Raw genomic sequence first — 22,164 nt, 5'->3', positions numbered from 1 at the left:
ATATTTTTCACTTGGTTTTCATAGAACTTTTTACATTACCAAGCTATCCTATTAATCTTATGAAAATAAAGGACAAGTGTCAATTTCTTTTATTTAGTCCTAGCACATTGTTATTTCAACACTAGGGTAGCGGAGATCCCTATTTTTTTAGCTTAAATGTCAAAAAACGGTCCTTTTCTTGAGAAAGTGAAGAAAAGAGCATAAAATGGTTATAGATGTTTTTTTAGTGGTATTTATCACGGTGCAATCGTCCGTAAAACTCCCGCCTTCACCTGGAGAGATGAATCAAATCTATTTTAGGCGGGAGATAACGGATGCTAACACCCTGATTGACTAAAGCTAATTCAGTGGGACTAGAGCAAAATCTCACACTGAATGAAGTTTCGTTTTATCGGAGGTATAGTTATGATCGATATTCAAATGAAAGAGCTTGAGGAAAAAATAGCGGCCGTAAAGCATTCCATCGGCCAAAATGAATCATCCAAGCTTTTCAGTTTGACGAAGAAAATAGAAAATAAAGACCCTCTACTTATATTCGAAGGGGCGAAGCAATTTGTTAAAGATCGCTTTTATTGGAAGAATCCGAATCGCACTCTAGCAATAACGGGAGTCGGTAGCGTGCAAACGCTAATAGCTGAAAATAATCGTTTTCAAGAAACGGAGAATCTATGGAAGCAAGCAGTAAAAAATGCTTGGATCGATAATCCATATACGATGGTGCCGGCAACAGGGCTTGTGGCTTTTGGCGGAATGGATTTTGACCCACTTGAAGCCAAAACAGAGCTTTGGAAGAAATTTGAATTAAGCAAATTCTATATTCCGGAATTAATGCTGACAACTTATCATTCAGACAGTTATGTGACGGTGAATATACTCATCAATAAAGAAGAGACAATAGATGAAGCAGCAACAAGACTTCGTAAAAACACACAGAAGTTTATAACTGGTAAGACATTCGGCGTGCAGCATATTGAGATTAAAAGAAATCGAGTCATTGAACCAGAAAAATGGAAAGAAACCGTCAAAGAAGCAACAAAGGAAATGAAAGAAAAACGCGCAGAAAAAATAGTCCTTGCACGGGAAGTCCGTCTATCCTTTACGGAAGAGATTAATATCACGCAAGTTCTTGAAGAGCTGCATCATACACAGGCAAACAGTTATATCTTCGCATTCGAAAGCGGAGGGGACTGTTTTATTGGTGCGACTCCAGAACGGATAGTCAAAGTAGAAAAGAATAATTTACTTTCGACCTGTCTTGCGGGAACGGCTCCTCGTGGGAAGACGAAAGAGGAGGACGAGCAGATCGGTTATGAACTGCTGCATGACAAGAAGAATCGGGATGAGCATGAATTTGTCGTAAAAATGATTAAAGAAGCTGTGCTAAAAACCTGTACAGACGTCAATATTCCGAACGAACCGGTACTTCATCCGTTAAAAAACCTACAGCATTTATATACGCCGGTAACAGGAACGTTGAAAGACGAGTATTCCATTTTCGATTGTCTTAAAGATCTGCACCCGACACCTGCTCTTGGTGGTACGCCAACAGAAGATTCGTTAGCTTATATACGTGAACATGAACTGCTTGACCGGGGATGGTACGGTGCCCCAATCGGTTGGGTTGATAGCAATCAAAATGGAGAGTTTGCGGTAGCAATTCGTTCTGGACTAATCCAAGGGGATGAGGCATCACTATTTGCTGGTTGCGGGGTTCTAGCCGATTCCGATCCGGAAATGGAATTTGAAGAGACAAGAATTAAAATGCTGCCGATGCTAAACGTGCTGGGAGGAAAACAGGAATGAATCATACGGAAATATTAACGAGGTATACTGCCAATTTTGTCGATGAAATGATTCAAAACGGAATTCAGCATGTTGTTATTTCCCCTGGATCCCGGTCAACCCCGCTATCTCTAGCCTTTGCCGAACATGAACACATCAAGGAATGGGTTGTTATCGATGAGCGATCCGCTGCATTTTTCGCGCTCGGACTTGCGAAACAGACGAAAGCAGCGGTAGCATTAGTTTGTACGTCAGGTACTGCTGCAGCGAATTATTATCCGGCAGTTGTCGAGGCGTATTACAGCCGTGTTCCGCTCGTTATTCTAACTGCAGATAGGCCCCATGAGTTAAGGGATGTCGGCGCCCCGCAAACGATTGATCAACTTCATTTATTCGGCAATTATGTTAAATGGTTCCAGGAAATGGCGATTCCTGAAGTGGATGACGGTATGTTACGTTATGTGAGACAAAAAGCGGCACGGGCAGTGTATATGGCTTGTGAAGGGAATCCAGGTCCTGTTCATTTGAACTTCCCATTACGTGAACCACTTACTCTTGACTTTTCCCTGGAAGGCATTTGGAAGTATAAAGGAATGGTTGAACATTCAGCTCGCATCCCGCTTGACGGAAAAAAACGATTGACGGAAGAACAGCTCGAAGCATTTGTCAGCCAGTTGACAAATAAGAAAAAGGGGCTGATCGTCTGCGGACCACAAGCAGATGCTGATGAACAGTTCCCCGAGCAAGTTGTCGCGCTTGCTGAAAAGTGGCAGCTGCCAATACTAGCTGACCCGCTCTCTGGGCTGCGAAGTGGGACACATAGTAAGGAAAATATTATTGAAACGTATGACGCACTACTCAAAAATAAGGTAATTCGAGACCGAATGAAGCCTGATTTTATTATCCGTTTTGGTGCTATGCCAGTCTCAAAACCTTATTTATTTTTCATAAAAGAAAATGCAACGATTCCACAATTCGTTGTAGAAAATCATTCTGGCTATAGGGAACCGACGGGAAATGTAACGGAATTCATTTATGCAGATCCAACTACACTTTGTGAAGAATTGCTTGCTGTTGATCAGCCAGCCTTTTCAGAGGAATGGTTGCATGATTGGAAAGCGATGAACAAAGTAGCGAGAAATCATTTTCTTTTTGGTATGGAAGAGAAGATTACGGAAGGTGAAGCCATTCGCGGACTGCGTGAAGTCATTCCTGAAGGTAGCACGCTTTATGTAGGAAACAGTATGGCTGTCCGGGATGTAGATACCTTTTTCTTAACGGATGATAAACCGATTTCGGTTCTTGCCAACCGCGGGGCAAATGGAATTGATGGAATGGTTTCAAGTGGAGTTGGAGCGGCGGCTGCTGGAAAACGAGTGACGCTCGTCTTAGGGGATTTATCATTTTTCCATGATATGAATGGATTGCACGCGGCTAAGCATTATGGGCTTGATATCACGATACTGCTCATCAATAATAATGGTGGTGGAATCTTCTCATTCCTCCCCCAAGCAGAGGATCCGAAGCATTTTGAAGCATTATTCGGGACCCCGTTACATTTGGATTTCAGAAAAGCTGCTGAACTTTATGAGGCGAATTACTTTGCCCCAGAAACAGAGGAAGAATTGAAAGAAATCTTGCAAGCAAGTTATGAGAAAAAAGGTTTATCAATTGTCGAAGTGAAAACGGATCGGGAAGAGAATGTAAAGTGGCACCATGAGAAATGGCAGGCAATTGCAGATGAAATTTTCTTTAAGAATGGGATGGTCTAATTGTATTTTTCAATGGAAGATATGAATTATTGGTACGAGATTCATGGGGAAGGGGTACCAGTTGTTCTTCTTCATGGCTTTACAGGCAGCACGTTGACATGGGATAAGGTTGTAACAGCTCGTCCGGATGGGATGCAATTGATTACAGTTGATTTACCGGGCCATGGCTGGACAAAAGGAACTTCAAGAATAACGATGGACTCCTGTATTGATGATTTACATGGATTATTTCAGCATCTTGAATTAGATACGTTTTTCCTTGTTGGCTATTCAATGGGTGGGCGAGCCGCATTAAGTTATACTGTGAAATACCCGGAAAGTGTACGGGGGCTTATCCTTGAGAGTGCTTCTCCAGGTCTAAAGGATACGAAAGCGAGAAAGAATCGAGAAGCAGGTGATGAGGAGCTCGCTAAGCTGTTGGAGGAAGAAGGGATCGAATCATTCGTTGATTACTGGGAGAATATCCCGTTATTTGCTACACAGAAGGAGTTGCCGGATGAAACACAGGCAGCAATCCGTGCTGAGAGAATGTCCCAATCGAAAAAAGGGCTTGCTGATTCTTTACGCGGAATGGGAACAGGAAGCCAACCATCCAATTGGGAAGCTTTAAAAGATGTAACAGTTCCAGTCAAGCTTCTTGCAGGTGAGCTGGATGAGAAGTTTGTGGCAATCAATCAACAAATGGCTGAAATGTTACCTTATGCAGAATTAGACATTTTTCCTAAATGCGGACATGCATTACATATTGAGCAACCGGAGCATTTTCAGCAAGCTTTACTTGAATTTGCAAAATTGCATATATCATGAGAAAATTAATCAAGTGAGTTTTTTGGCAGATAAGAAAGCATAAATCCTTTCTTACTGCATAAGTGCAACTAAGGCATTCGCCAAAAAACGTTAGCAAATGCCAAGTTTCTAATAGAATAGGGGAGGAATAAGGGTTGACTGTACAATGGGTTGAAGCTAAAAAATATGAAGAAATCATTTATGAAAAATATAACGTTATCGCAAAAGTGACGATTAATCGTCCGGAGAAGCGAAATGCATTTACACCGCTTACTGTAAATGAAATGATCGATGCATTTTCAGATGCGCGCGATGATTCCTCGATCGGTGTTATCGTTTTAACTGGTCAAGGGGAAAAAGCATTTTGCTCTGGTGGTGATCAATCAGTACGCGGTCACGGCGGGTATGTCGGGGGAGATGAAATCCCTCGTTTGAACGTGCTTGATTTACAACGCCTCATCCGTACAATACCGAAACCGGTAATCGCAATGGTAGCTGGTTATGCAATTGGTGGTGGACATGTATTGCATGTCGTTTGTGATATAACAATTGCAGCTGATAATGCGATCTTTGGTCAAACTGGTCCGAAAGTTGGTAGCTTTGATGCGGGTTATGGAGCAGGTTACTTAGCGCGTCATATCGGTCATAAACGTGCACGTGAAATCTGGTTCCTTTGCCGTCAGTACAACGCCCAAGAAGCGTTTGATATGGGACTTGTCAATACAGTCGTGCCTTATGAGAAGCTGGAAGAAGAAACAATTCAGTGGTGTGAAGAGATTTTGGAGAAATCACCAACAGCGCTTCGTTTCTTGAAAGCATCATTTAATGCAGATACCGACGGACTTGCTGGATTGCAGCAATTAGGCGGAGATGCAACGTTACTTTATTACACAACAGATGAAGCAAAAGAAGGCCGCGATGCATTTAAAGAAAAAAGAAAACCGGACTTCAAAAAGTTCCCACGCTTCCCGTAAAACCAAAACCTTTGCTACCCCAGCAAAGGTTTTCTTTTTGAACCGGGACAAGGGGTCAGAGCACTTGTCCCGGTTTGAAGTGGGACAAGGGGTCGGAGGCTTTGTCCCGGTTTGAGGTGGGACAAGGGGTCGGAGGCTTTGTCCCGGTTTGAAGTGGGACAAGGGGTCAGAGCAGTTGTCCCGGTTTGAAGTGGGACAAGGGGTCAGAGTAACTGTCCCACTTCGACAAAGTAAAAAGCAATTATGTAATTAATGAAAGGAACAAATATAAATGGCTGAAATTATTCCACACTGGCTTTCGAAACAAGCAAATTTATCACCAGATAGCACTGCGCTTGAATTAGTAGACGGCGGTAAAATTACTTTTCTAGAATTACAGAACAGAAGTATGGAAATGGCAAGAAAACTAGCTGGACTTGGTGTTAAAAAAGGGTCTCATCTTGGAATTTTATCGGCTAACAATTTAGATATGGTCTATATGATTCATGCTATAAGTTACCTCGGAGCTGTCGGTGTGCTATTAAACACAAGACTGAGTGATGATGAATTAAATTATCAGCTGCAAGATGCTGAAGTAAGTATACTCATTACGGATGATAAGCACTCTTCCCGACAGCTTCAAGTGAATCAAGTCTATGCGTACGATGAAGTCAATGAGCAAAAAGAAATGCAAGTTACATTACAGTTAGAACTAAATTTAGAACAGCCATTTACAATTATTTACACCTCTGGTACAACCGGGTTTCCAAAAGGGGTCGTACACACGTATGGAAATCACTGGTGGAGCGCTATTTCCTCCGCATTAAACCTTGGACTGGAGAAAAATGATAAATGGTTAATTTCTTTGCCGTTATTTCATGTAAGCGGGCTATCCACTTTAATGAAAAGTGTGATTTATGGAATGCCGGTCTATCTGATGAAAAAGTTTGATGTTGATCTAGTTCACGAAGCGATTATGGATAAAAAAGTTACCATCGTTTCTGTTGTAACATTGATGGTTCAGCGTCTTATGGATAAACTGGGCTCGGAAAATTATCCACAAACATTGCGTTGTTTTCTACTTGGCGGCGGTCCCGCTCCAAAAGTATTATTGAAACAAGCACAAGATAAAAAGATACCGGTTTTCCAGAGTTATGGGATGACGGAAACGACTTCGCAAATAGCAACATTATCCGCTAAAGACGCATTATTAAAAATTGGTTCAGCCGGAAAACCGCTATTACCTGCTGAACTGAAGATTAATAATCCTGGTGAGGATGATGTTGGCGAAATTATTGTAAAAGGGCCCATGGTCACGAAAGGTTATTTTAAAAATGAAGCGGCCAATAAGCAGACGATTATAGATGGGTGGCTTCATACAGGGGACCTCGGTTATCTCGACGAAGCGGGCTATCTTTATGTTGTGGACCGCCGAACAGATCTCATTATTTCCGGTGGAGAAAATATTTATCCTTCTGAAATTGAAAATGCACTGATGAAAATACCAGAGATTAAAGAAGCAGGAGTTATCGGTGTCGCCGATGATACTTGGGGTGAAGTTCCCGTTGCTTATGTAGTGTTGTATGAATCTATATCGAAAACGGATATTTTAGCAAAACTAAGCAAACAATTGGCAAAGTACAAATTGCCGAAGAAAATCAAATTTATCGATGAAATGCCCAGAAATGCGTCAAATAAGTTAGTTAGAAAAAAATTAAAAGAACTTGAATAAAGTAACAATGCGAGCTTTCCACTACTATAGCGGAAGGCTTATTTTTTGGTGGGACAATTTCTCTGTCCCACTTCATATCGGGACAACTACACTGACCCCACGTCCCGACCCCACGTCCCGCTCACGCCGGGGACAAACACACTGACCCATGTCCCAAGTGGGGCCTCAACAATTCATTCGGCTTTTGTACATGCATTTTCTTTAAAAAGGTAAACTAATACAAAGGAGGGTGAATTCATGAAAGAGAAATATTACGTGAATATTGCAGATGGTGGTATTCACAAGAAGAGTGCGGAAGGTAGCGCGACATTTGGGATCTATGCGGATGATGGAGATCTTAGCAAGATAAGGGAAAAGATGGAAAATATGGACGAGGCGAATTTGAAAAGTTATGTTCGGGCGCATATTCCATTTATCCCTCCGGATAATTCTCCAGAAAACGCGCGGTATGATAGGAACTTGAAAGAACTGTATGCACTGCTTCATGAGCTTGGTGATGAGGACACGAAAGCACATATCGAATCCATCGATATTCTGAACGGACCGGGTAATGGTTTAGTTTAAAAGAGAAAGTGGGGGAGACCTCACTTTCTTTTTGTACATATGGTACAATGAAGCAACCTAAGGAAATAAAAGACATGAAATAATTAATACATCGAAGGTCGTGTTTTTGTTTGATTACATTTAGAGACTTTTATAATAATAAAGTACAATTATCCTTTCAAGATCATCCTTTTTCCAAAGAACCAAAACATGTCCTCGTCATCTGCAAACACCGTGAAAAGTGGCTGTTGACAAAGCATAAGGAACGAGGACTGGAATTTCCGGGTGGAAAAGTCGAACCTGGAGAATCTGCAGACGATGCTGCCGTAAGAGAGGTGCTGGAGGAAACTGGTGGGGTTGTTACTAACCTTCATTATATCGGGCAATATTTCGTAGATGGTAAAAAGGATTATGTCATTAAAAATCTTTATTTCGCCGAAGTGAAAGAATTAAAAGAGCAACCAACTTATTTTGAAACAGATGGGCCGGTATTGTTGTTGAAAATTCCTGAAAACGTGAATTTTAATTCATCCTACAGTTTTATCATGAAAGATCGGGTTATTGAACATGCCATGGAATACATCGAGAAATATTTCGAATAGGACGAGGAGGCGCGGACATTGTCCGTGCCTTATCTCGTATGCTTCATCAGCCAAGCCTCGAGCTTTTCGACCCCTTTATACATCAATGCAGCTAGTATCGCGATAATAACAAGACTAGCCATTACGAGTGAAAAATCAAACACTTGGAAACCATAAATAATTAAATATCCAAGTCCTTGTTTGGAAACAAGATATTCTCCGACAATAACTCCGACCCAGGATAACCCGACATTCACTTTCAATGTGGAAATCATAACAGGGAGTGAAGCGGGAAAAATTGCTTCTTTAAATATTTGTGATTGATTCGCCCCGAAACTGCGCAGTACCATCGTATAATTCCGGTCCACTTCTAAAAAAGCCCGGTAAACAACTAAAGTAGTAACAATTACTGAGATAATAAATCCCATCGCAATAATCGATAGATACCCTGGGCCGAGTGCGACGATAAGAATCGGTCCAAGAGCAACTTTTGGCATCGCATTGAAAATGACTAAATATGGATCCATAATATTTGCGAACCGGTTTGAATACCATAGGGAAGTTGCGATTAACACACCACCGATCGTACCAATGAGAAAGCCGAGTAATGTCTCAAATAATGTAACCGAAACATGGACGAACAGGCTCCCGTTTGCAATTCGTGTGAAGATCAGGTCGAAAATTTTTGAGGGAGAGCTAAATAATAATGGATCAATAATGTAAAGGCGACTACTAATTTCCCAACAGAGGAAAAAAAGAACAGCAATACTTATTTGCCATGTTAGGACAATTTTTCTCTCTTTTTTAATCCCTTTTTGATACGCTCTATATAATTGTTCATCTTTTAGCTTCTTCATGTCGCTTCACCAGATTTTTGTTGCACTTCTTCTTTCTCTAACTCTTGCCAAATCGTATCGAACAGTGGTTGAAAAGCTTTGTGCTTCCGGGCGATAATTGGGGATTCTTCACGTAATTCCATTGGTACCTCATAAACTTTTACAATTTTACCGGGATTCGCCTCCATAATCATGATCCGGTCACTCATCGCAATCGCTTCTCCAATATCATGGGTTACGAGAATGGTTGTTTTCTTATATTGATTAAGAATTGTTGCAACAAGGTCTTCCAGTTTCAATTTTGTCTGAAAGTCGAGAGATGAAAATGGTTCATCCAGGAGGAAAATTTCCGGGTTATTCATAAGCGTCCGAACAAGGGCGGCACGCTGTCTCATTCCTCCAGACAATTCGGTCGGATATTGGTGCTTTGCGTTCGATAAACCGACTTCCTGAAGCAGAACATTAGCCCGATTTTCTGCTTCTTCGTCTAGGCGTTTCTGGATCTTTGGCCCAAGTAAAACATTATCTTGGACCGTTTTCCAAGGGAATAAATAATCTTGCTGCAGCATATAACCAATTTCTTCCTTACTTTGTTTAATTGGTTCGCCTTGAATGAAAATATTTCCCGAAGTGTGCTCAAGTAACCGTGCGATTATGGAGAGAATCGTTGACTTGCCACAGCCGCTTGGCCCTAGGATCGATACGAATTCCCCGCGTTCCATCGTAAAGCTAATGTCCTCAAGTGCTTTCGTATAGCCTGTTTTTGAAAAATAATGATGGCTGACCCCGGCAAGCTTTAAAATCGCCATAAATATCCCTCCTATTCATTCATCACTTCTTCGGCAATGTCCGTGTTAACCAAGTCTTTATGAGGGGCATCAATGGGGAGTTCACCAGCTTCATCCATGATCGCTTTCAAATTTTCCCATTCTTCTTCATCTAAATAAGGATCTTTGGCGAAAGAGTCTTGATTTTTATATCGTTCAATAGAAGAAGCTAGTATATCTAGATCGGTATCTTCAAAGTAGGGGGCAATCACTTCCGCAATCGTCTCGGGGCTATTTTCCTCCACCCATTGCTGGGCCTTGTAAATGGCTCGTGTAAACTTTTTCACCGTTTCTTCGTTCTTTTCCAAATAGCTTTCCTGTGTCATGAAAACGGTATAAGGAACTTTTCCGGATTCTTCGCCAAAGGATGCGATAATATGTCCTTGCCCTTCCTGTTCAAAAACACTTGCAGTCGGCTCGAATAATTGTACGAATTCATAATTCCCTGACTGAAAAGCGCTAGGGATATTTGCAAAATCAACGCTTTGGTCTAAGAGAAGGTCATCATGCGGATCAATGTCATGTTTTTTCAGCACGAATTCTCCAACCATTTGTGGCATACCTCCAACACGCTGGCCAAGAAATTCTTTCCCTTTCATATCTTCCCAGGTGAAATCGGGGTAAGCCTCTTTTGCCACAAGAAATGTACCGTCCGTTTGCGTGAGCTGAGCGAAGTTTACTGCATAATCACGGGAATCTTGAGCATAGACGTAGATAGATGTTTCAGACCCTACTAGGGCAATATCTGCTCCGCCGGATAGGAGTGCAGTCATTGTTGTATCCCCGCCCCAAGTCGTTTGAAGTTCAACATCCAAGCCTTCTTCCTCAAAAAATCCTTGTTCCAATGCTACATATTGTGGGGCGTAAAATAGGGAGCGCGTAACTTCAGCGAGATTAATCTTCACTGTTTCTGATTGACAGGCAGTAATAAATAACAGGAAGCCGAGCAAAAGTAAACCTTTCGTTATTTTTCTCATATTGTCCGACCCTTTCGCATGATAGTGGATAGTCAACTACAGTTTATGCCTGGGCGGTGGAATTGTGCAGAAGACAGGGGGGTAAATGAGAAAAACAAAGACGAAAGTACCCTGACAGTAAGTTTGCGGACGCTTGGGACTGTGATTACTCGTCCTACCGAATTGCGTTTGTAATAACAGATCCAGTAGTCGCAGCAACGCACAAGAGCTTTGCTGGGGGGCAGAGCGAACGGGCTAACCCTCGATACAAATTATCATAATAAAGTGAAACTTCATTCAGTGGGGTTTCCTTACCTCCCTCACTGAATGTTAGTTGAATAGAATCAGGTATTTACGGTCTGTATATCCCCCACCTTACCTTTTTGGTTTTCCCACTTGTTTAGAGGTGAGGGTATTACAGAGCGTTAATACGTGATAAAAAAACTTCCGATTTTTATTAAAAAAATCGGAAGTCCCAGCAAAGTCGCTGTTAATGAAATTTATAATTATCCTTTTGGGATGAGGATACATTGTTACCCTTTATACACGGGACCTGCTGCTTTAGTAGCCTCACTCACGTTCTCAAACTTCGCAAAGTTCTCGTGGAATTTCTTAGCGAGTGCTTTCGCTTCCTGTTCGTAGGCCGCTTTATCTTCCCATGTATTCTTCGGGATGAGTACTTCATCAGGCACACCTGCTACGTGAACAGGAACCTGCAAGCCGAATATATCATCGGTTATTGTTTCGATATGATTCAATTCACCTTCTAGCGCGGCATGGATCATCGCGCGTGTATAGGATAATTTCATTCGGTTCCCAACACCGTAAGATCCACCAGTCCAACCTGTATTTACGAGGAATACATTAGAATTATGCTGATCGATTTTTTGTCCAAGCATATCCGCATACTTCGCTGGTGCGAGCGGTAAGAATGGGGAGCCAAAGCAAGCAGAGAAGGTTGCTTCCGGCTCTGTCACGCCACGCTCTGTTCCAGCAAGCTTACTAGTATAGCCGCTTAGAAAATGGTACATAGCCTGTTCTTTCGTAAGCTTGCTGATCGGTGGCAATGTTCCAGACGCGTCGGCTGTTAAGAAAATAATCGTATTTGGATGACCAGCAACACTTGGAGTGACGATGTTATCGATATTATCTACCGGATAAGCTGCCCGGGTATTCTCAGTCAAGCTCGTATCGTCATAATTTGGTTCACTTGTCACATCATCAATCGTAACGTTCTCAAGTACGGATCCAAAGCGAATCGCGTTGTAAATTTGTGGCTCTTTCTCTGCAGAAAGATTAACACATTTAGCATAACAGCCGCCTTCAATATTAAATACACCATTCGGACTCCAGCCATGTTCATCATCACCAATCAACCGGCGGTATGGATCAGCAGAAAGAGTCGTTTTTCCGGTTCCGGATAGGCCGAAAAATAATGCCACGTCACCCTCTTGACCAACGTTCGCTGAGCAGTGCATCGATAAAACATCCTGCTGTGGCAGCAGATAGTTCATTACAGAGAAGATCGACTTTTTAATTTCCCCTGCATATTCCGTTCCCCCGATTAATACGACACGTTTTTTGAAGGAAATGATGATGAATGTCTCTGAATTCGTCCCATCTTCTGCAGGGTCTGCTTTAAAATGCGGTGCTGAAATAACCGTAAATTCTGCTTGATGTGTTTTAAGTTCTTCTTCTGTAGGTGTAATAAATAGTTGACGGGCAAAGAGATTATGCCAGGCAAATTCGTTAATTACTTGGATCGGTAAACGATATTTTTCATCCGCTCCAGCAAAGCCTTGGAACTGATAAACTTCGTCCTTTTCCATTAAGTAATTTACTACCTTTTCGTGTAACTTATCAAAGGAAGCTTCATCGATCGGTTGATTCACTGGGCCCCACTCAACCGTGTCTTCCGTAATCTCGTCTTTAACAATAAATTTATCTTTCGGTGAACGACCTGTATATTTACCTGTAGTTGCAGTTACTGCCCCTGTCGAAGTTAGAACGCCTTCATTTCGATCTAACACGCGTTCCACCAGACGAGCTACTGAATAATTTCGATTCAAATTCTCGTGTTCTAATAGTTGATTTGTCAATGATTTCTCCACCATTTTCATTCTTATTCTCCTGCCTTTTAAAAGGTTTTGTTGAAGGAAGACTGCAAACTTCCTTATCGCTTATCTTAAATCTGACATTAGTATAACACATTAAATTAAATAGTCCATACTAATTGGGGGGATTTTTGAGAATTGCCGGTAACCTATTTTGGTTCGTTATCACTTTCGTTGGAAAACGATTTCAATATGTTGTTCTATATTTGATTGTAACAAAGAACAGACAGTATGAAAATAAAACTGGTAAAAAATAATGAAATATGATACGCTATTTTTCAGTAATCGATTATTAAGTAACGAATCCCTTTTAAATAAGGTTATAATAATTTCAATTCTTATTCAGAGCTGGTGGAGGGACAGACCCGGTGAAGCCCAGCAACCTCACGATTTGTGAAAGGTGCTAATCTGTTGCAAGGAATTTTCCTTGAACAATAAGAGTGAAAGGCTAATTAATCCTTTCCTCATACTTGCGGGAAAGGATTTTTATTTTCATGCTTTGAATAATGGAACGAATGGAGAGATCGGGTTCCGTTACACATTACAAAGGAGAGAACAAGCCAAATGGCTGCAAATGCAAATCGTCGTTTATTTACTTCAGAATCTGTAACAGAGGGACATCCAGATAAAATGTCGGATCAAATATCTGATGCGATACTGGATGATATTTTAAAAAAGGATCCAGATGCACGTGTGGCATGCGAGACAGTCGTTACGACGGGAATGGTGCTCGTAGCAGGTGAAATCACAACTACAACTTATGTAGATATTCCGCAAATTGTCCGCCAGACGGTGAAAGACATTGGTTACACCCGAGCAAAGTATGGATTTGATTATGAAACTTGTGCCGTCATGACTGCAATTGATGAGCAATCACCTGATATTGCCGGTGGAGTCGATAAGGCACTTGAAGCTAGAGAAGGGAAGATGGAGGAAGAGATAGAAGCAATCGGAGCAGGTGACCAAGGATTGGTGTTCGGTTATGCGACGAAAGAGACAGAGGAATATATGCCACTTCCAATTAGCCTTTCCCATAAGCTTGCAAGACGTCTTTCCGATGTAAGAAAAAACCGTATACTGGATTATTTACGTCCAGATGGGAAGACGCAAGTTACCGTCGAATATGATGAAAAGAATCAACCAGTTCGTGTGGATACAATCGTTGTTTCTACTCAGCATCATGAAGACATTCCGAATGAACAGATTATTTCTGACATTCGCGAGTATGTTATTAAACCGGTCATACCAGAAGCGCTTTTAGATGAAGATACAAAATACTTCATCAATCCATCTGGCCGCTTCGTGCTTGGCGGTCCGCAAGGTGATGTCGGCTTAACGGGCCGGAAGATCATCGTGGATACGTACGGAGGCTACGCACGTCATGGTGGAGGTGCTTTCAGTGGGAAGGATCCGACAAAGGTGGACCGTTCCGGTGCTTATGCAGCTCGCTATGTAGCGAAAAACATCGTGGCGGCAGGGCTTGCTGCAAAATGTGAAGTACAGCTTGCTTATGCGATCGGTGTTGCAGAGCCTGTATCTATCACAATCGACACATTTGGAACGAGTAAATATCAGGAAGAAGTATTAGTGGGAGCGGTGCGTAAGCTATTTGACCTCCGACCTGCAGGGCTGATCGAGATGCTTGATTTACGGAAGCCAATTTATAAAAATACAGCGGCTTACGGACATTTCGGCAGAACCGACATTATTTTCCCGTGGGAAAAACTTGATAAAGTTGAAGAACTGCAAAAGATAGTTTGTGAAAAGTAAAAAGCGCGAAGGTGGAAACGTCATTATAGTATAGTTTTGCGGGCGCTTGGGACTTAAGGTTACTCATCCCACCGAAGAGCGTTTGTACTAGCGTATCCAGAAGTCATAGTAGCATACAAACTGTGCTTCAAAGGAATAGTCCGGTGTTGCCCCATACGTGAGCGACTGCTAACTTTAGCTAACCACTACATTTTTAATAGTTTTATATGAAGTGAAATAAGAGCTATTCCGTCAAGTTGGGATAGCTCTTATTGTATAAAGGAAAATTTATTTTTTACCTAAATCTGTATGTACTTTATAATAGTGACCTTTCTCCACGTAGGATTTCCTTACCCGTTCCATTTCTTGGTAGTCAGCTTCTGTAAGGTCTCTTACGTATTTTGCAGGGTTTCCCATATATAAGGTGTTTGGTGGAACTTGTTTCCCCGGTGGCACGAGGCTTCCTGCTGCTACAAATGCATTTTCTCCGATTTCCGCTCCGTCTAGGATGATTGCTCCCATACCAATAAGGGCGTTCTTTCTAATAATGGCTGAATGTAGGGTGACTTGATGACCGACCGTTACGTCATCTTCAATAATAAGTGGATTATCAGGGCTTTGATGCAGAACGGTCAAGTCCTGGATGCTGACTCGTTTACCAATTCTTGTTGGTGCGATATCTCCGCGGATTACAACGTGGAACCAAATGCTCGAATCCTCATCGATTGTGACATCTCCATTTATAACAGCGTTTTTTGCTAGGAAAACTGAATCATGAATTGTTGGATAAACCCCTTGATAATGATCAATCATATGAACACTCCTATTCCCTTGTATTTTTTAAGCCCAATGTTGATAATAATGATAGTATAACAAATCTACGTAAAAATGATGAAATGATGTGGAGGCACAAGGAATGCTAGTACCGAATACAGCAACTGGGTTACTATATGAAGTCTATAACACTTTATTTCCTATTGTTGAGGAAGAGATGAAAGGGTGGGAAGAGAAAGCAGCGGCTATTCCAGATAGGGAACTGCAACTACAAGCCCTAGCAAGTATCGATTCAAAAAAATTCCATTGTCAAGGTGGTGCTGTGTTCGCATTGCTTGCTGGAATGAAGTATGAAAAAGCAATTCGTTTTATCGTTGCGTATCAGACGATCAGCGATTACTTGGATAATCTCTGTGATCGCAGTACGTCACTTGATCCGAAAGATTTTCGAATGCTCCATGAGGCGATGAAGGATGCGCTCCGTCCTGAAGCAGCTTTACAAGATTATTATGCTTATCGGTCGGAGAAAGCTGATGGGGGTTATCTTGAGAAATTAGTGCTTACGTGTCAAGCTGCATTGAAAGATAGCGACGACTATGAACAAATCCAGGAATATTGTTTAGAACTATGGGCGCTGTATGCGGACCTTCAAGTACATAAACACGTCAAAGTGGAAGAGCGCATCCCGCGGCTGACAACTTGGTATAAGGAAAATAAAGATAAAGCGTTTGGATTAAGCTGGTATGAATTTGCAGCAGCGTCTGGATCAACGCTTGGCATTTTTTGTCTTGTGTCTTATGCAATGGGCGGGAAAATGACTGCATCGCTTCCGCAGCATATTATGTACAGTTATTTTCCATCTGTGCAAGGCTTGCATATTTTACTTGATTATTATATTGATCAAAAAGAAGATGAAATGGAAGGAGATTTAAATTTTTGCAATTACTACCGGGATGATGTGGAGCTTCTCGAACGGTTACAATATTTTATACACTTAGCAGAAGACCGTACGCGGGACCTACCTGATTCGACTTTCCATCAGTACATTCCTAAAGGTCTTGTTGCATTATATTTAAGTGATGAAAAGGTTGAATCGTTACGGGAAGGGAAGCAAGTTAGGAAAAGATTGTTAAAAACAGCAGGAATGTCGGGAGCATTTCTTCATTACAATATTCGTTTGTATAATAAAGTGAAACTTCATTCAGTGGGGCGCCTTCCCCCCACTGAATGTTAGTTGAACAGAATCAGGAATTTACGGACTGTTTAAGGTGGGGGTATTACAGACCGTTAATACGTGGCAAACTTACGAGTTAAGGGAGAATGAATTTATGTATGAATTAAAAACGAAAGAAAATGATCGGGATGTCGTGGAGTTTATCGAATCGGTAGACCATCCGAAACGGCGGGAAGATGCTTATAAATTGTTGGATATTTTCTCCAGTGTAACTGGAAGAAAAGCGAAAATGTGGGGACCAAGTATTATCTGTTATGGTTCTTACCATTATAAATATGCTTCTGGCCATGAAGGCGATGCACCGATAGTAGGTTTTTCCCCTAGAAAAGCTCGACATAGCATTTATGTCATGATGGATGAGGGGAAGCGCGAAAAATTACTCGAGAACTTCGGGAAATATAAAGCCGGCAAAGCTTGTGTCTATGTTAATAAGCTTGAAGATATTGATCGAGCTATTCTGGAAGAAATGATAAAAGAAACAGTTGCCTTTGTAACGGAGCACTATGAAATCACTGATTTTTAAAAAGAAACAGGTCAGTCGGAGAATAAATCTAACTGACCTGTTTCCTGTCCATTCACTTCTTTTCAATAGCGAGCACGAATGGCGGATTATTGATTTGATTAATGAAATCATATTTAAGGACATGGTACTTTTTCTGATCGAGTTCCGTAACATATTCAAGAAGTGCTGTTTTTTCTTCCTTCCCGCCTTCATGACCATGATAAACAACAAGGATAATGAGTCCTTTTTTCTTTAACCTAGCTAATAACTTTTCTACAGCAGGAATAGTCGAGTTGCTTGTCGTGATAATTTGTTTATCACTCTTTGGTAAATAGCCTAAATTAAAAATCGCCGCACTAATTTCCTCATTATCTTCTAGATAATGATCGACAAGGGCATGGCTATCTTGAATAAGCGTGACATTCGTATATTCGGATGCTTCAAGCCTTTCTCGTGTTGAAGCAATCGCTTGTTTTTGAATATCAAATGCCAGTACTTTTCCTTGTGCACCAGCAAGCTTAGCTAAGACAAGTGTATCGTTACCATTTCCGCAAGTTGCATCAATGGCGAGGTCTCCTGGGGAAATGGTTTCTTCTAGTAAATGGTGGGCGAATTGCAAGACATTTTTTAACATGATTCATACATCCTTTCTAGCATAAGAATAGAACATTTGGCTTATCTTGACAATAATCTTAGGATTCTTTATAATTCGATGTAATCATTACATTAAAAAAACGTCGCATAGGATTAGTAATAAATGCGGGTCATGGATAGAGAGGCAGCGGGTGGTGGAAGCTGCTCATGATGTATTTATGAACTCACCTATAAGTTGCAGAGGTGAAATGAGTAACTTCTGCCGTAAATCTGCGTTAAAGATGGAAAGTGAGCATAATTGCTAATTTGGGTGGTACCGCGGGAATATAAGCCTCTCGTCCCTATCTTGGGGATGAGTGGCTTTTTTTGGCAGAAAGATAAGTATAAATCCTTTCTTACTGCATAAGTGCGACTAAGGTTGTCACTAAAAAGCTCGGTGACAACCAAGTTTTCTAATATAAAATAATCAGCACCATGTTGCATGAAGGAGGTCACAGCATGAGTTATCATCATGCAGAGATTGAAAAGAAATGGCAGGAATATTGGGATAAACATAAAACATTTAAAACAGATACGTATTCCAATAAAGAAAAATTCTATGCATTAGATATGTTCCCTTATCCGTCTGGTTCAGGGCTTCATGTCGGTCATCCGGAGGGGTATACGGCAACGGATATTATTTCACGGATGAAAAGGATGCAAGGATACGAGGTGCTTCACCCAATGGGGTGGGATGCATTTGGTTTGCCGGCTGAGCAGTATGCGTTGGATACTGGAAATAGCCCGGCGCAATTTACCGAACAAAATATTGCTACATTTAAACGTCAAATTAAAGAACTAGGTTTCTCTTATGATTGGGATAGAGAAATTAATACGACAGATCCGAACTACTATAAGTGGACCCAGTGGATTTTTACAAAGTTGTATGAAAAAGGTCTTGCGTATATTGATGAAGTGCCAGTGAACTGGTGTCCGGCACTCGGAACGGTTCTCGCTAACGAAGAAGTTATTGATGGGAAAAGTGAACGTGGTGGTCATCCGGTTATTCGCAAACCGATGAAGCAGTGGATGCTTCGTATTACTGCTTATGCGGATCGTTTGCTTGAGGATCTGGAAGAGTTGGATTGGCCGGAGAGTTTAAAAGAAATGCAACGAAATTGGATTGGTCGTTCGGAGGGAGCGGAAGTAACCTTCACGATCGATGGGCATGATAAAGATTTCACTGTTTTTACAACCCGTCCGGATACACTGTTCGGTGCAACGTATACAGTACTTGCTCCGGAACACCCTTACGTTAAAGAGATTACAACCGCAGAACAAAAGGACGCAGTTGAAGGATATCTTCATGAGGTTGAGACAAAATCCGAACTAGAAAGAACCGATTTGGCGAAGGATAAAACCGGAGTATTCACTGGAGCCTATGCCATTAACCCGGCTAACGATAAAAAAATACCGATCTGGGTAGCGGACTATGTGTTGATGTCTTACGGTACTGGGGCGATTATGGCGGTTCCCGGGCATGATGAACGGGACTATGAATTTGCGACAGAATTCGATCTTCCCATTATCGAAGTCGTAAGTGGTGGAGATATGACGAAAGAGGCGTATGCTGGCGACGGCCCCCATATCAATTCCGGATTTTTAGATGGATTGCATACCGAAGAAGCAATTACAAAGATGATCGACTGGCTCGCTCAAAATGGTAAGGGTGAGAAGAAAATCACTTACCGTCTTCGCGATTGGCTCTTTGCAAGACAGCGTTACTGGGGTGAACCAATTCCAATTATCCATTGGGAAGATGGTTCAATGACGGCTGTTCCTGAGGAAGAACTTCCATTGGAATTACCTGTTATTAAGGAAATCAAACCTTCTGGTACAGGTGAGTCTCCATTAGCGAATGCGGAAGACTGGGTGAACGTTGTTGATCCAGAAACCGGAATGAAAGGTCGTCGTGAAACGAATACGATGCCGCAATGGGCAGGAAGCAGCTGGTATTTCTTACGGTATATCGATCCGAATAACAAAGAAGCGTTAGCGGATCCGGAGGCACTTAAAGAATGGTTGCCGGTTGATTTATATATTGGAGGAGCGGAGCACGCAGTATTACACTTGCTCTATGCGAGATTCTGGCATAAGTTTTTATATGATATTGGTGTCGTACCTACGAAAGAGCCGTTCCAAAAGCTATATAACCAAGGGATGATTCTTGGAGAAGGTAATGAGAAGATGAGTAAATCGAAAGGGAATGTCGTAAACCCTGATGATATCGTTCACTCACATGGTGCTGATACGCTAAGACTATACGAAATGTTTATGGGGCCACTAGATGCTTCTGTTGCTTGGTCTACTACTGGACTTGATGGAGCACGACGCTTTTTGGACCGAGTGTGGCGCTTGTTCATCAATGAGGATGGAAGTTTGACAGATAAAGTTACAGAAGGGTCAAATGAGAAATTAGATAAGGTTTATCATGAAACGGTTAAAAAAGTCACCATAGATTATGATAATCTGCATTTTAATACGGCGATTTCTCAATTAATGGTATTTACGAATGAGGCTTATAAAGTCGACCAGATACCAAAAGAGTATGCGGAAGGCTTTGTAAAATTACTTTATCCGATTGCACCTCATATGGGAGAAGAACTCTGGGATAGATTAGGTAACCCTGGTACGATAACGTACGAAGCTTGGCCAGCATTTGATGAGAGCAAACTTGTAGAGGATGAAATCGAAATCGTTCTGCAGGTAATGGGTAAAGTCCGTTCGAAAGCAAATGTATCAAGAGACACTTCAAAAGAAGAACTTGAGCAATTAGCATTAGCGGATGAAAAGATCCAAGAATGGACCCGTGGGAAGACAGTTCGGAAAGTAATTGTTGTCCCTGGTAAACTAGTTAATATTGTTGCTAATTAATAGATGGAAAAAGCTTTCTCTTCCTATTTGAAAAGGAGAGAAAGCTTTTTTAAAGATAAGTATAATTGAAAATGCTGTGATAACTTAGGTGACCGGGGCTAGCCACGTCCGGCTCCAGCGCCCAGCAACTATCAAACTTCACACTCCTCCAATCGATAAGTCAACATCAACTCACTATCGTTCGTTGTGTTTCCTATATCTCATTCCGGAGTGCTCCAGTTTGTACGTTGCTAAACGGGCGCTTATTTAATGATTACTTCACCTTGCCAGTCGATCATTCCACCTATCATGTTTGAAACATTGAAACCTTGTTCTTTCATATATAATGCAGCGTTCATACTTCTTCCACCCGAACGGCATACTAAGATATATTCTTTTGACCGATCAAGTGAATCTGTAGCTTTTGGTATTTGTTTCAAAGGGATATGGAGTGCTCCTTCAATTATTCCATTTGCAATTTCCTCATCTTCTCTTACATCGATAAGGACGACGTCTTGTTCTTTTATTAGCATTTCTTCTACTTCAGTTGTACTTATTTCTTTAATTTGATCCATCAAAATTATCCTTCCTATTAACGATTTCTATTTCACGCTATATTTTACTTTGTTCATGTATAGCTTGCAATCAAGATACACAAGCTAGCAAATGACAATATACGAAAAGAGGAATCCGTATGCGATTATTTATTTATCTTTTTATCGTGCCGATCATGATTTTTCAAACCATTGAAGTAGCGGCAAGTGAAATTGAACCAGTTCTCATCTCGACATATGAAGAGGATGTAACTGGGGATGGTAAGCTTGATACAATTAAGCTGTATGGCGTTCATTTTAGTCCGGATTCCGTATATTACAAAGATATTTTTGCGATTATCACATCGGAGTCCGAAGAATGGCGAATTGATTATCAAGGTGGATATGACCCAACTATTCAGTTTATCGACTTGAATCACGATAATGTTCCAGATATCTTCTATCAAAGTCCTACAGGAGGAAGTGGTGGGTTGTACACATCAAAACTTGATACACTTGCTCGTAGTGAATTGGAATCAATCCCTTTACCGGAACAAGACTATATAAAAGGATATTTTGAAGACGGATTTCAGGCTGTAATTGAACTCGCGCTGAACGCAGAACCTATTCTAGTAGATGTAGCGGATCGGAAAGATGATTACATTAGACTGGGAATATTCGATGAAGAAGGCAAGCTTCTTCAAGAAACACCCCTTATGATTGATCCGATTGCCTTTTTTGAACCTGTCGAAATTAGTGACCGTAATGGCTATGGATTGAAAAGTTTTAAGCAAATAAGCGGAGCCTATCACGCCGATCAGCTAGGTGTAGTTGAGACACTTTGGTACTGCGAAGACGGCAAGTGGATAGCATTACAGGTCGATTGGAAAGGGTCTGGAGAATACGATGCGGCTAAATTCTATTAAAAAACATGTATTTTTATGTAAGAAAAGTGTCAGCTATGAAGAGTAAAATTTTTTCGTGATAAATTCAATGATATACCT

19 protein-coding genes, 1 riboswitch and 1 other annotated feature are annotated in these 22,164 nt (G+C 41.3%); of the genes, 12 read left to right on the top strand and 7 right to left on the bottom strand.

Features of this window, described 5'->3' with window-relative positions; all coding sequences use genetic code 11:
- The first annotated feature begins 405 nt into the window (after positions 1-405).
- The 7 genes from IEX94_RS17520 to ytkD all read left to right on the top strand — a co-directional run bounded on the left by IEX94_RS17520 (position 406) and on the right by ytkD (position 8,170).
- The gene (locus IEX94_RS17520) at positions 406-1,803 is read left to right on the top strand and encodes an isochorismate synthase (protein ID WP_188859276.1); all 1,398 of its coding nucleotides are present in this window, start codon (positions 406-408) and stop codon (positions 1,801-1,803) included.
- Positions 1,800-3,554: a 2-succinyl-5-enolpyruvyl-6-hydroxy-3-cyclohexene-1-carboxylic-acid synthase gene (gene menD / locus IEX94_RS17515; protein WP_188859274.1), complete on the top strand. Its 1,755-nt coding sequence runs from the start codon at positions 1,800-1,802 to the stop codon at positions 3,552-3,554. Before IEX94_RS17520 ends, menD begins: the two co-directional genes overlap by 4 nt.
- The gene (gene menH / locus IEX94_RS17510) at positions 3,555-4,361 is read left to right on the top strand and encodes a 2-succinyl-6-hydroxy-2,4-cyclohexadiene-1-carboxylate synthase (protein WP_188859272.1); all 807 of its coding nucleotides are present in this window, start codon (positions 3,555-3,557) and stop codon (positions 4,359-4,361) included.
- A gap of 134 nt (positions 4,362-4,495) precedes the next feature.
- Positions 4,496-5,314, top strand: coding sequence for a 1,4-dihydroxy-2-naphthoyl-CoA synthase (gene menB, locus IEX94_RS17505; RefSeq protein ID WP_188859269.1), 819 nt, complete (start codon positions 4,496-4,498; stop codon positions 5,312-5,314).
- Between the two features lie 271 nt (positions 5,315-5,585).
- The gene (locus tag IEX94_RS17500) at positions 5,586-7,025 is read left to right on the top strand and encodes an o-succinylbenzoate--CoA ligase (protein ID WP_156855572.1); all 1,440 of its coding nucleotides are present in this window, start codon (positions 5,586-5,588) and stop codon (positions 7,023-7,025) included.
- A gap of 237 nt (positions 7,026-7,262) precedes the next feature.
- The gene (locus IEX94_RS17495; protein WP_188859267.1) at positions 7,263-7,589 is read left to right on the top strand and encodes a hydrolase; all 327 of its coding nucleotides are present in this window, start codon (positions 7,263-7,265) and stop codon (positions 7,587-7,589) included.
- A 110-nt stretch (positions 7,590-7,699) separates the two neighbouring features.
- Entirely contained in the window at positions 7,700-8,170 is a 471-nt protein-coding gene (gene ytkD / locus IEX94_RS17490) for an RNA deprotection pyrophosphohydrolase (RefSeq protein ID WP_188859265.1), read from the top strand.
- A 29-nt stretch (positions 8,171-8,199) separates the two neighbouring features.
- Here the strand turns inward: ytkD and IEX94_RS17485 are convergent, their stop codons facing one another.
- The 4 genes from IEX94_RS17485 to pckA all read right to left on the bottom strand — a co-directional run bounded on the left by IEX94_RS17485 (position 8,200) and on the right by pckA (position 12,882).
- The gene (locus tag IEX94_RS17485; RefSeq protein WP_188859263.1) at positions 8,200-9,006 is read right to left on the bottom strand and encodes an ABC transporter permease; all 807 of its coding nucleotides are present in this window, start codon (positions 9,004-9,006) and stop codon (positions 8,200-8,202) included.
- The gene (locus tag IEX94_RS17480; RefSeq protein ID WP_188859262.1) at positions 9,003-9,794 is read right to left on the bottom strand and encodes an ABC transporter ATP-binding protein; all 792 of its coding nucleotides are present in this window, start codon (positions 9,792-9,794) and stop codon (positions 9,003-9,005) included. Before IEX94_RS17480 ends, IEX94_RS17485 begins: the two co-directional genes overlap by 4 nt.
- Positions 9,795-9,805: 11 nt before the next feature.
- Positions 9,806-10,789 carry an ABC transporter substrate-binding protein gene (locus IEX94_RS17475; protein WP_188859261.1) on the bottom strand — a complete coding sequence of 328 codons (984 nt, stop codon included), beginning with the start codon at positions 10,787-10,789 and terminating at the stop codon, positions 9,806-9,808.
- 512 nt (positions 10,790-11,301) lie between these two features.
- On the bottom strand, positions 11,302-12,882 hold the full coding sequence (pckA, locus tag IEX94_RS17470; RefSeq protein ID WP_373290854.1) for a phosphoenolpyruvate carboxykinase (ATP): 1,581 nt from the start codon (positions 12,880-12,882) through the stop codon (positions 11,302-11,304).
- Between the two features lie 335 nt (positions 12,883-13,217).
- A riboswitch (SAM riboswitch) is annotated at positions 13,218-13,323 on the top strand.
- Between the two features lie 123 nt (positions 13,324-13,446).
- Between pckA and metK the strand changes: the two genes are divergently transcribed.
- Entirely contained in the window at positions 13,447-14,652 is a 1,206-nt protein-coding gene (gene metK / locus IEX94_RS17465) for a methionine adenosyltransferase (protein WP_188859259.1), read from the top strand.
- A gap of 267 nt (positions 14,653-14,919) precedes the next feature.
- Here metK and IEX94_RS17460 read toward each other — a convergent pair whose 3' ends face one another.
- Entirely contained in the window at positions 14,920-15,444 is a 525-nt protein-coding gene (locus tag IEX94_RS17460) for a gamma carbonic anhydrase (protein ID WP_188859258.1), read from the bottom strand.
- A gap of 103 nt (positions 15,445-15,547) precedes the next feature.
- On the opposite strand from IEX94_RS17460, the gene IEX94_RS17455 reads away from it, so the two are divergent.
- Positions 15,548-16,639 (top strand): tetraprenyl-beta-curcumene synthase family protein, encoded by a 1,092-nt coding sequence (locus tag IEX94_RS17455; RefSeq protein ID WP_188859257.1) that lies wholly within the window; start codon positions 15,548-15,550, stop codon positions 16,637-16,639.
- Between the two features lie 94 nt (positions 16,640-16,733).
- A complete protein-coding gene (locus IEX94_RS17450) occupies positions 16,734-17,162 on the top strand; it encodes a DUF1801 domain-containing protein (RefSeq protein ID WP_188859255.1) in 429 nt (142 codons plus the stop codon).
- A 52-nt stretch (positions 17,163-17,214) separates the two neighbouring features.
- Here the strand turns inward: IEX94_RS17450 and mnmM are convergent, their stop codons facing one another.
- Complete coding sequence (gene mnmM / locus IEX94_RS17445) at positions 17,215-17,775, bottom strand: tRNA 5-(aminomethyl)-2-thiouridylate-methyltransferase MnmM (RefSeq protein WP_188859253.1); 561 nt, start codon at positions 17,773-17,775, stop codon at positions 17,215-17,217.
- Positions 17,776-17,869: 94 nt separating this feature from the next.
- Positions 17,870-18,081: a binding site (T-box leader), on the top strand.
- A gap of 152 nt (positions 18,082-18,233) precedes the next feature.
- Between mnmM and leuS the strand changes: the two genes are divergently transcribed.
- On the top strand, positions 18,234-20,648 hold the full coding sequence (leuS, locus tag IEX94_RS17440) for a leucine--tRNA ligase (RefSeq protein ID WP_188859251.1): 2,415 nt from the start codon (positions 18,234-18,236) through the stop codon (positions 20,646-20,648).
- Between the two features lie 242 nt (positions 20,649-20,890).
- On the opposite strand, the gene IEX94_RS17435 is transcribed toward leuS, so the two are convergent.
- Complete coding sequence (locus IEX94_RS17435; protein ID WP_188859249.1) at positions 20,891-21,202, bottom strand: rhodanese-like domain-containing protein; 312 nt, start codon at positions 21,200-21,202, stop codon at positions 20,891-20,893.
- A 119-nt stretch (positions 21,203-21,321) separates the two neighbouring features.
- On the opposite strand from IEX94_RS17435, the gene IEX94_RS17430 reads away from it, so the two are divergent.
- Positions 21,322-22,086 (top strand): YybI family spore inner coat protein, encoded by a 765-nt coding sequence (locus IEX94_RS17430; RefSeq protein WP_188859247.1) that lies wholly within the window; start codon positions 21,322-21,324, stop codon positions 22,084-22,086.
- The last annotated feature ends 78 nt before the right edge of the window (positions 22,087-22,164 follow it).

This window comes from Oceanobacillus indicireducens (assembly GCF_014647195.1).
GTDB lineage: Bacteria > Bacillota > Bacilli > Bacillales > Amphibacillaceae > Oceanobacillus > Oceanobacillus indicireducens.
Note: the sequence above shows the minus strand (reverse complement) of the source record. Positions and strands in the feature narration are given on the sequence as shown.